This window comes from Halobacillus sp. BAB-2008 (genome assembly GCF_000328325.1).
Lineage (GTDB): Bacteria > Bacillota > Bacilli > Bacillales > Halobacillaceae > Halobacillus.
In genome coordinates, this window is the sequence record NZ_ANPF01000016.1 from 16208 (window position 1) to 27561 (window position 11354).

Annotated in this window: 7 protein-coding genes; 2 read left to right on the forward strand and 5 right to left on the reverse strand. The window is 40.3% G+C overall.

Annotation, left to right across the window (positions count from 1 at the left end):
• Positions 1–482: 482 nt before the first annotated feature.
• Genes D479_RS04755 through D479_RS19805 form a run of 5 tightly spaced genes read right to left on the reverse strand, consistent with a single transcriptional unit; the run spans position 483 to position 8871 of the window.
• Positions 483–3590 carry a type I restriction endonuclease subunit R gene (locus D479_RS04755; RefSeq protein WP_008634266.1) on the reverse strand — a complete coding sequence of 1036 codons (3108 nt, stop codon included), beginning with the start codon at positions 3588–3590 and terminating at the stop codon, positions 483–485.
• Positions 3577–4857 carry a restriction endonuclease subunit S gene (locus D479_RS04760; protein ID WP_008634267.1) on the reverse strand — a complete coding sequence of 427 codons (1281 nt, stop codon included), beginning with the start codon at positions 4855–4857 and terminating at the stop codon, positions 3577–3579. Before D479_RS04760 ends, D479_RS04755 begins: the two co-directional genes overlap by 14 nt.
• The gene (locus D479_RS04765) at positions 4847–6382 is read right to left on the reverse strand and encodes a class I SAM-dependent DNA methyltransferase (protein ID WP_008634270.1); all 1536 of its coding nucleotides are present in this window, start codon (positions 6380–6382) and stop codon (positions 4847–4849) included. Before D479_RS04765 ends, D479_RS04760 begins: the two co-directional genes overlap by 11 nt.
• The gene (locus D479_RS04770) at positions 6375–6902 is read right to left on the reverse strand and encodes a hypothetical protein (RefSeq protein WP_008634272.1); all 528 of its coding nucleotides are present in this window, start codon (positions 6900–6902) and stop codon (positions 6375–6377) included. The genes D479_RS04765 and D479_RS04770 overlap by 8 nt, the downstream gene beginning before the upstream one ends.
• Before the next feature lie 52 nt (positions 6903–6954).
• Entirely contained in the window at positions 6955–8871 is a 1917-nt protein-coding gene (locus D479_RS19805; RefSeq protein ID WP_008634274.1) for an N-6 DNA methylase, read from the reverse strand.
• Between the two features lie 1376 nt (positions 8872–10247).
• Here D479_RS19805 and D479_RS04780 point away from each other — a divergent pair.
• Positions 10248–10553: a helix-turn-helix transcriptional regulator gene (locus D479_RS04780; protein ID WP_008634276.1), complete on the forward strand. Its 306-nt coding sequence runs from the start codon at positions 10248–10250 to the stop codon at positions 10551–10553.
• A 216-nt stretch (positions 10554–10769) separates the two neighbouring features.
• Positions 10770–11270 (forward strand): hypothetical protein, encoded by a 501-nt coding sequence (locus D479_RS04785; RefSeq protein ID WP_008634277.1) that lies wholly within the window; start codon positions 10770–10772, stop codon positions 11268–11270.
• Positions 11271–11354 lie beyond the last annotated feature (84 nt).

An 11354-nucleotide genomic window follows, 5' to 3' on the forward strand; every position in this document is an offset into this window, starting at 1 on the left:
ATCTGTCTTTTCGTTATTGTTTAACATTAACAACTCTAGGGTTCAAATAATATTTTACCATATTTTCCATAATGCAGATAGAAAAGGAGACTTCCTAGATTAATCCGGAGTAAGCTAACTATTGTAAATTTATTATACATTGCTCCTTCCCTAATGGTTTAACTCGATGGATTGTTGAATTTACTAGAAAACCGATGTATTTAAGTGTTCCAGAGCTCTTAAATTAAGGGGCAAAAGACCACGGTTTTGAAATAGTAGGTCATCAGAACATGGTTTTATATGGACATATATTTTCTAATATTTTCATAAAACAAAAAGAGCTGACATTCTTAGCAGCTCTTTTTGTAAAAAAAACCAATAACTCTCGTTATTAATCATTCTATCAGCTCGTTAAACCCCTGATTTTAATATTTCTGTCGATCGTTGGAATAAAAAAGTGGACATCAGAACACGTTTTTTACTACTACCCTTTTCGTAAACACTTAATAACTCTCATTACTAGCCATCAACTCAGCCTGTTGCACGACGGTATCAATCGCCATCTGCTGAAGATCAGGTGGATAGCCATACTTTTTCAAGAGGCGCTTTACGGTTATCCGCATTTTGGCTCTTGCTGACTCCCGTAAGTTCCAGTCAATGCTCATGTTCGCTTTGATCGACTTAGTAAGCTCATGAGCGATGGCTTTGAGAGTTTCGTCTCCCATTACTTCTTCTGCTGATTTATTATTTGATAGAGCATCGTAGAAAGCGACCTCATCATCAGTCAAACCGGACTCTTCACCCCGGTTGTAGGCCGCATTGACTTCTTTGGCAAGTTCAATGAGTTCTTCAATGACTTTCGAAGCTTCAATGGTCCTTTTATTGTACTTGCTCAGAGCCTTCTCTAATAACTCCGAGAATTTTTTGGATTGAACAAGGTTTTTGCGTTGAATGTTCTTGATCTTTCCTTGCAGCAATCGATTTAACAGTTCAACGGCCACATTTTTTTGAGGAATAGCTTGCACTTCCCGTAAGAAACCATCCGAAAGAATGGAGATATCCGGGTTTTCAAGACCCAACGATCCGTAGATATCTACGACTTCTTCTGAAATGATAGACTTTGAAATTAACTGGTTAATCTGGGAATCGATTTGGCTACCTGTCTTCTTCTTTTTTCCTTCGGGTAAAAGCTTAATGACCCCTGATTTCACAGCTTTAAGAAAGCCGACCTCTTCATTTAATTCTTGGGCTTGTGGGGTCGTGGCACATAAAGCATAGGCCTTGGATAATTCAGTCACAAGTCGCAAAAAGTCCTTTTTCCCTTCCTCTCCAAGACCAAGAACATAATCGACAGTTTCAATAATCGCTTGCATACGCTCGGTCTGTTTTTGTGAATAGAATTTCTGATAATCATGACCATGAAGCATGCTCTGCAGCAATTCATATTTCTCCTGCATGATCTCTGCTGCTAAATCTGTATCAACACCAGCATTCTTTTGATCACTTTCCGTATATTGTTTGAGGGCTTCCTTCAAACTGTCAGCAAAACCAATGTAATCAACCACTAATCCTCCTGGTTTATCCCGAAACACACGGTTTACTCGTGCTATAGCCTGCATAAGGTTGTGTCCCTTCATCGGCTTATCAATGTACATCGTGTGCATGGAAGGAACGTCAAAACCGGTGAGCCACATATCTCGTACGATGACGAACTGTAACGGATCATTATTGTCCTTCATTCTCTTTGCCAGGTATTCTCTTCTCCGTTTATTCCCCGTGTATTTATGCCAGTCTTCAGGGTCACTGGAGTTGCCAGTCATGACAACCTTGATTACTCCTTTATCGTCATCATCGCTATGCCAGTCTGGACGTAGTCTAATGATTTCTTTATAGAGGTCAATGGCAATGCGGCGAGACATGACGACCGCCATCGCTTTTCCGAACATAGCTTCTTGCCGACCTTCAAAGTGATTGACCATGTCTTTAGCCAACCTTTTCACTCGTGACTCTGCGCCTGCTAGCGCTTCCAATCGGGACCACTTTGATTTCAGTTTCTCTCGTTCGTCAAACTCTTGGTGCTCGGTGAGATCATCGAGTTCTGAATCAATGTCCATCGTTTCGTCTTCCGGCATATCCAACTTCACGATACGGCTTTCATAATAGATTTTAACGGTCGCCCCGTCTTCTACGGCTTGAGTCATATCATACACATCAATGTAATTACCAAAAACGGCCGGGGTGTTTTTATCTTCAAGCTCTACAGGAGTTCCTGTAAACCCAATGAAAGAAGCGTTCGGCAAAGCATCTCGCAAGTATTTCGCAAAGCCATACTTCAATTTGGCTGACTTTTTACTCTTACGTACTTCGGCTTCAAAGCCATATTGAGAACGGTGAGCCTCATCTGCAATCACAATTACATTTTTCCGGTCGGTAAACGTTTCTAAGGATTCCTCTTCTCCTTCAGGAGCGAATTTATGCATCGTGGTAAACACAATCCCCCCTGAATCAACAGATAGAAGTTCTTTCAAGTGTTCTTTGGAAGTGGCCTGCTTGGGTTCTTGCCGAAGAATGGAAGAAGATTTACCGAATGTGGAATAAAGTTGTTCATCCAAGTCATTTCGGTCTGTTAGTACCACAATTGTGGGATTGTCTGCTCCTAGCACAAGCTTCCCGCTATAAAAAACCATCGAAAGGCTTTTTCCTGACCCTTGGGTATGCCAGATGACTCCGATTTTTCGGTCTCCTTCCTCGGAAATCGCGTGGCTTGTCTGTGTCATTGCCTTATTGACAGCATAGTACTGATGGTACGCGGCCAGGATTTTGATCAGGCTCTGATCGTCTTCCTGGAATAGAATATAATGGCGAATGATATCGATCAGGGTTTCTTTCTGGAACATGCCACGGATTAAGACTTCAATTTGAGGGATTGTATTGGGCGCGATGGTTTCACCGTCGAACGTTCTCCAGAGGGTAAACCATTCTTCCGTAGAAGTGAGGGTTCCCACCCGGGCATTCACCCCATCACTAATTACCATGAAGGCGTTTGTCTGAAAAAGAGTTGGAATAGTAGCTTTATAGGTTTGTAGTTGATTGTAGGCTTCTGAAATCCCGACATTCTCATCAGATGAGCTCTTCAATTCAAATACGACTACAGGCAGCCCATTAACAAACACCACGACATCCGGACGTTTGTTGTTTCGACCTTCGACCACTGTGAATTGATTAAGAACAAGAAAATCATTGCTCTCTATCTTTTCAGTATCCAACAACCACAGTTTTTCCGTTCGTTCCTCTTCTCCTGCATGATTTGTCGTGACATCAATCCCGTCGGTTAAGGCACGATGGAAGTCTCGGTTGTTCATCAAGAGGGAGGGGTGCTTCGCTGTCGTCAGCTGACGAAGGGCTTCTTCTAATTGATCAGGCGTGGCCTGTGGATTGATAGTGGCCAGTGCATTATACAAACGGTCCTCCAAAAAAACAGTTTGATAATCATGGCGCTCCGGATCTTCCCCTTCTGGGGAAAGGTCCGGTCCATGAGCTATCTCATAGTCTAATTCCTCAAACCATTCGAGCGTGGCTTGTTCCAATTCATCTTCATTAAACCAAGACATCCTTTTTCACCTCACACAAGTCTATTTCTCCTGAAATTAATTTGGGTAAAAGTATATCGCGCATAGCTTTTAAGTTATTATTTTCATCACGAATAATTCGCATTTTATCCATGATTGGCTCTACCAAATCTGTATAATTGTTTATTAAATAACTTGGAGGGAGCGCCATTTGGTACTGAGCTAGAGTTTCTGCTTTTACCCTTTGCCGTCCTGAACTTCCATTCATATTCATAATTGCATAGGATTTGAAATGAGGTTGAGATGCAAAGTAATAAGTGAAAACCGGAGAAACATGACTCTTGGATCGTATAGTTATGAATTCAGTCGATCCCCACCCCACTTGATTAGGTTTAAGGAAATTCACATAACCAATCTTTCCATTTTCCAAACACGGGGTAATTCTTGCAAGAAGCGTATCTCCATTAAGGAACTTACTCCCACTCCCTTTAAATTCTTTATTTGTCCAATCATTTATCATTGCAGACGATTTAAGGTTTTTCATTTCCACATAAGGAGCATTTCCCCCTTTTTTTAGTGAAGTCTTAGGTGAAAACTCAAAGAGGTTGCTTGCTGCGCCAACTTCCCATCCTTCAGGAATCAATCCGAGCTCACTTTCCACCATCTCTCTACCACTGAAGCGATATGGTACCCCGTCTTCATTAGGAAATTCAAAATCTATAAACCAGTGTTTGAATAAGCTTTGAGCAATTTCCTCGAGATTATCTATTATCTGCTTGTTCATTTCCTCTTTTTCATCCAGACTACTCAAAATATTTGTAATTTTATTCTGGATTTCCATTGGAGGAACCTTAACCTTCATTTTTTTAAGTAGAGGAATCCGAATATTACTAACTACTGAACCCGTGCCTTCATTCATATTAATTTGATGTTGTAGGTCTCTACCTTGAAGACTGTAATACAAAAATTCTGGAGTTATTACTTCTTTATTGGCTTTTAACTGAAGCATCCTCTGTCCCAAGAAGAACTTGTAATCATTAGTTCTGATCAATCCAACTTCTCCCATTGGTGCTTCTCGAGTCAATACAACGTCCCCTATATCTAAATAACCTCTCACACTCCACTTTTCATACGTTTCTTTTGTAACGGATTTAGTATTATGAGCATCTATTTTCCCGTTTCGTATATTAGCAGTTCTGAGCATTCTGTAAGGGGTTGCGTACTCTACTGAAGGAGCAGTCTTATGCAAACAGTCAGTAACAGTACATACATCACCTAAAGCATATTCAAACCACTTATCAAACTTCATACCCAAGCCCCCTCAATGACTGGCGAATCTCAGCTTCCAAACTCTTCGATTTAGCAAACTGCTCCGCTAAATCTCCAGTCAATCGCTCCATTTTGTCTTCAAACGGCTCGTCATCTTCTTCTAGTTCTTCAAGACCTACATACCGGCCAGGTGTCAGGATATATTCGTGTTCTTTGATATCATTTAAAGTCGCCGATTTGCAGAAGCCAAGCACATCTTCATATTCCTGCTCATTCGTTCCTCGCCAAGTATGGAAGGTATCGGTAACTTTTTTTATATCTTCATGCGAAAACTCTTTATGAGTACGATCTGCCATAAATCCTAGTTTCCGGGCGTCGATGAATAGTGTCTCTCCTTTGCGGTCACGTAGTCCTCTAGCTGCCTTGTTGCGTGTGATGAACCATAGGGAGACAGGAATTTGGGTCGAGTAGAATAACTGGCCTGGTAACGTGACGATGCATTCGACGAGGTCACTATTGATAAGGTTTTTACGGATCTCTAATTCGTCTTTCTGACTAGTCGACATCGAACCGTTGGCTAAAACAAAACCAGCTGTTCCAGATGGGGCTAACTTTGAGACCATGTGCTGGATCCAGGCATAGTTGGCGTTTCCTTCTGGTGGAATACCAAATTTCCAACGGGAATCGTCTAATAAACGATTTCCTCCCCAGTCACTGATGTTGAAAGGAGGATTCGCCAAGATATAATCAGCCTTCAAGCTCTTATGCAAATCCTTATGAAAGGTATCGGCGTGTTCACCGCCAAGGTTGCTATCAAGGCCCCGGATGGCCAGGTTCATCTTACACAACCGCCAGGTCGTTGGATTGGATTCCTGACCGTAAACAGCTATATCCCCTAATTTTCCTTGGTGGTTCTCTACGAATTTCTCACTTTGAATAAACATGCCGCCAGACCCACAGCAAGGGTCATAAATCCGACCTTTATAAGGTTCAATCATTTCGACGAGTAACTGTACAACGGAACGAGGGGTATAGAACTCTCCCCCGTTCTTCCCTTCCGCACTGGCGAACTGCGCAAGGAAGTACTCATAGACGCGTCCCAAAACATCACTGGCTTTGCTTTTTTGGTCCCCTACGCGAATCGTAGAGAACAGATCGATAGTTTCGCCCAAGCGTCGTTTGTCGAGATCCGGACGTGCGTAGATTTTCGGGAGAATCCCTTTTAAGGACTCGTTTTCCTTTTCGATTGCAATCATTGCAGCATCGACCATTTGACCAATTTCTGGCTGTTTAGCATTCACTTTCAGGTGAGACCAACGCGCCTCTTTAGGTACCCAGAAGATATTTTGGGCCAAGTATTCATCCCGGTCTTCTTCGTCCGCATACTCTTCTTCTTTTAATTTGGCATGTAATTCTTCAAAGCTGTCTGAAACATATTTTAAGAATAAGAGGCCGAGCACGACGTGCTTGTATTCTGCAGCGTCCATGCTCCCTCTGAGTTTATCTGCCATTTGCCATAGCTTTTCTTCGTATCCGATATTTGCACCTGTTTCTTGTTTAGCCAATTGTAACTCCTCCTTCAATCATGGGTAAGGCCACGCGCTTAATGCGTAGGGTATTATCTTTTCCGTTTAACTGGTCAGCTCGGCCTGTGCCGTAAACCCCGAGACCCCGTCGTCCTTTTACAGCCTTTACCGTAATTCGGTGACTCTCTCTTTGAAAATCGATGTCCAGGCAGTCTTTCGCTTGTTCCAGTGTTAAGATAGCAATCTCGCTATTCTGCATTTTGTTATGCTGTCCGCATACAAACGCAAAGGCGTATTTCTTTCCATTATCTTGGTATTGTTTAATCCTCTCCATTTCTTCTGTGGAAAAGGAAAACGTCCAAATCTTTGTGTGTTTATTCTTTCGTTTCGCTGGCATGGAGGCGTATTTCGTATAAATTTCATACTCTCCTTGATCGGTTGTGACTGAATAAACACGACGGTTTTCTCCTGGTTCCACAATGGCTGGGGCCATGCCGTTATTAATGAAAACAGACAGTAAGGACCCATAGTAGAAATCAGCTTTTCGAATAATTGTCATCATGATCTCCCCTTATAGTTATATTGTACTAAAAACAGCAACCCTTATGGAATTATTCCGGTAGTTTTTGTTCAAAAGCAACAGTAATTTCCATTTCTTCGTATAGATCCAGATAGAACTCCCTTTGCTTTCGTTCTGCTTCTTTGATTGCTTGTTGATAGTCTTTATTCGCCTGTACAAAGGAATTACCGATGTGCTGCTGTTTGTCATATGGCAATTCAGGGACTGGTACTTCTACAATTTCTTTTAGGCTAATGACTTTGACAGCAGATCCTTTTTGAGAAGAAGACAAGTAATATTGCCCCAAGGGACTTTCTAGATAAGCTTTTAGAAACTGAGCATGATAATTAGGGCTGAGTCTTAAGCCAATGAAGTTATGGGATAAGATGATCTCTTCTTCTATATCTGGGACCACTGCAACTTTGATGGTAGTTCCACGAGCTGATACGATGATGTCTCCCTTTCTCACCATATACTGCTGGGCTTTCTTGCTGTCCTTAATGGTCATGGTTTGCAGGGTATCAAATTGGATTTCTCCTCCCTGGACATCAGTTAATTGAATAACCTTATATTCCGTTCCAGGTTCTTGTTGCTTAGATTTTGAAGGCATGTTAATTCCACGATAAACTTCAGCTACATCACCCAAATCTTTTTTAGGGACATTGTGATTCATAAAGGATTTACTGTTTACAGTCACAGTCCCAATTGGAGAATCTACATCATCGACATCAAAATATTTACGGATAGATAGAGACCCTTCCTCGATCTCTGATAGCTTGACAAAACGGCTGTATGCTTGTATTTCTTTTCCGTTATGAAACACTTCTACAATCTTTTGGATATCTTCAGGCCGCAGTTGATTGCTGCCTCTTCCTTTTTGAAATTCTTCAGACGCATCCATAAAGAATATCTTCTCTTTGCGATCTTTGCGTTTGTTTTTATTGATGAGTACAATAGCCACTGGAATACCCATGGATGAAAATAAATTTGAAGGTAGACCAATTACACCCTCAATGAGGTCGCTTTGGATCAACTCTTTTCGGATTTTACCTTCTGCACCGCCTCGGAACAATACGCCATGGGATACGACCAATGCGGCTTTACCTTCGTTATTTAAGGATGCGATAGCGTGGGAGATGAAAGCCATATCTGCATTCGATTTACTCGGTAGACCATACATAAAGCGTCCCATCAGCTCATCCTCAACAGCTTCGCGATTCCAGGAAATGGAAAAAGGGAAATTCATCATGACATAATCAAATTTCTTTAAGCTGTGATCTTCTTTATAGGCAGGATCTAATAACGTATCTCCCAGCTGATACTGGCTGTTGGTTATGCCATGGACAAATAAGTTGATTCGGCCGATTATCCAAGCGTTCTTATTTATATCTTGAGCATAAAAGGATAACACTTTACCCTTCCCTGTTGCGTATCTTAACCCTTCTGTGAGTAATAACCCCGACCCGGCCGTTCCATCGTATACACTTCCTTGTTGGATATCCAAAAGCTTTGGAAGAAGGGAATTAATTGAATACGGAGTGATGTGCTCTCCTCCTTTCAACCCTTGTGATTCCATGTAACGGTATATAAGTTTTTCGGCAATCTTCCCAAACTCCTCAGGGGAAGGACGTTTGTATTTATTTAACGTAATAGCAAATTTAAATAAAGTAGATTCTTCCAGAGAGTCAAAATTCGCAGAGATCAGGGCCTTGTCTAAGAAAGGAATGATTTGTTCCGTTTCCTTTGCTGCTTCTTGCAAACGTTCTCCAATCTCATGTCCGTGTTGAGTTACTTGGTTCCATTTAATTTCGTTAGGGATATCAAATTGATCCAATTCCTCTATATAGATCAATGCCAAAGAGCTCAACATAGTTTGGATACCATTCGTTTGGTTGCTGTTAATGGTTGGATCATTTCGTAACACATCTAACCCTTCTAATACCGCCTTTTGGAAATTAATTTCACGCATTTCGATTCCTCCGTTTTTAATTTACTCAAAAAAGTAATCCGTTTACTTATTATTGGGTTTGAAAAAAATTACCCTATATGGGTTTTGTTTAATGCTAACTTAAAGTATTAGCTACCCAACTAGGATGAAATTGGTGGACGAGTAATCTAGTCTCATTCATCAACAAACCGAAGTGACTTGTTATATATAATATAATCAAAAAATGGAAATACGTCAATAGGTTTCTTCTTGTAAATTTAAAAAGTAATCAAATTACCTTTTTAAGTTAATGAAAAATGATATCAATTTTTTCAACTATATAAGCTTTATTCCGTTAGTTTCAAGGATTCCTTCTATGTTAGTATCACAAGAGAAAGGTGGCTTCACATGGATAAAAAATAAGCTACTTTTAGAGTTAAGTGGCCATTCGCGTTTTCATGTTAATGCACTTATCTTATGTACAACCAGGATCGTCAAATTATCATTGTAGATAAAGAACGTCCCGACGCCCACAGTTTATATCCATTCATACGTTCACACTCTTTCCTTTTACACCGGTCAAAGACTTTCTTCTTCGCAATGACCAACTCATTTCCGATAGTATTAAAAACGAGTGCGCAGAATCAATCAACTCATGGAAAGTCCATTAGGGAGTAATGTTCCTTGGCGGGGATATGAATACTATTCTAGAACTCAAAATCCCATCAGAGTTTTGTATGTCACAAATAAAGCTGCTAGATAATATCTTTAAGAAAATTTCGAATACTCAATGCCAAGCAACACCCGAAAATATCTCAATTCCGAGACGTGTTCCTGCGTTCCTGCTTTTTTCGAGGAAACTTTTATATGTGTGATACGTGGGTATATATATCTTTTTCTTTATAGTCTTTAGTTAAAGAAAAGAGGAACAAAGGAACACATCCTCATGAACCCTTGGTACAGAGCGATTCAGGTGTTCCTTTCCGGCGTGAAAAAGGAGGGACATCGCAGGGACATTTCGTAAAAAAAAGGAACAGATGGCCGAAAATTACTTGCATATATGCAATTTCCACGTGTCTACGGAGACGAATTTCCCTCTCAAAAGTACTTGCGTGCATGCAATATCCCATCAAACAAGGAGCATTTGGGGGCAAAAAAGGGACAAAAAAGGCTCAAAAAGGAACATTTTCGACCAAAAAGGAACAAACCAGGAACACAAAAACCGCCCGTTTACACCTACGGATGGTTCGCCTCACTGAACCTAGCGGAATATAGACAATCCCTTCGGAGCATCGATTATAGACGAATAGAAGAGCATACAGGTAATTAAATGTAATATATGATATTAATTTCCAGTTATTTATTGTCATATGTGATAAAATAGATGTATCTATCTGAATTGTAAGGGAGATGGTAATATGAGAGACCTTATCCGAACCGACGACATCGTCCGGGATATCCCCGAGACGGAATCCTTTTTTTACGGTATCGGTGCTACGTTCGGGAAAATCATCTTTTCACACCGGATGAGCTGCAATCTCACCCAAAAACAATTAGCCGAACGTGCGGGCGTAGGCGTTAAAACCATTCACCGGTCCGAAGGGGGATCGGATAATCTGGGAGTCCAGACATATGAGAAAATCTTTGAGGCGCTTGGAATTCAAAAACGTGATTACGGAGACGTATTCAAAGAAGCGTTTGCAAATCCTAAAACTAGCCTATAAATGAAGAAAGAAAGAAAATGTCACTGTCACTGATTCATGCAGGTGATTCTTTGTCTTGCATATTTTTTCTGCATGATTGCCGTTTTACTTCTTAAATGTTAATTACAACTTCATACCTAAAGAATACTTACATAAATATTCTAAAAAATTGAAAAAACCTTTTTTTGACATTTATTTATGAAATAATAGCCAATAACATCAAAAGGAGGAATTGCATTGAAGAAAATTCTTTTATTTTTCGCTGTTTTTATTTTAGCTTTCGGTAGTTTAGCACCTTCTATTAGTGCCCAAACATCAACTGAAACTAAGACGAACAACTCTAGTAGTAGTAGTTTTACATACCCTGCACCAGATAAGATATTAAAAGAACCTGTTGTTGGTACAGATGCAGATGAATGTAATTGTGGAGGCGGTTCCGATTGGACATACCACACTACATATAATGGGGATAACCGCCCTACTAAGTGGACAGTTGGTGCGATTTCAATATCATTAGCTGGAGTAACTAAGATACCTGCTACTGCAACAGTTATTACAAACATTGCTAATATGACTTATCAATTATATAGTGACACAATTTATTATACGCAAAGCGTATTTAAAAAAGGGTCTAAACTTAGACCCGACTATAAATATGTCACTACTTTTTACGCTGATTCTGCACACACGAAAGTAATTGAATCTAATGTTGTTAGTTATGCATCATATCCTTATTAAAAAGAAAGGGCAGTATATACTGCCCTTTCTTTATGTTTACAAAAAAATAAACATAACTGTTATATCAGTTATCAAGAGAACTAT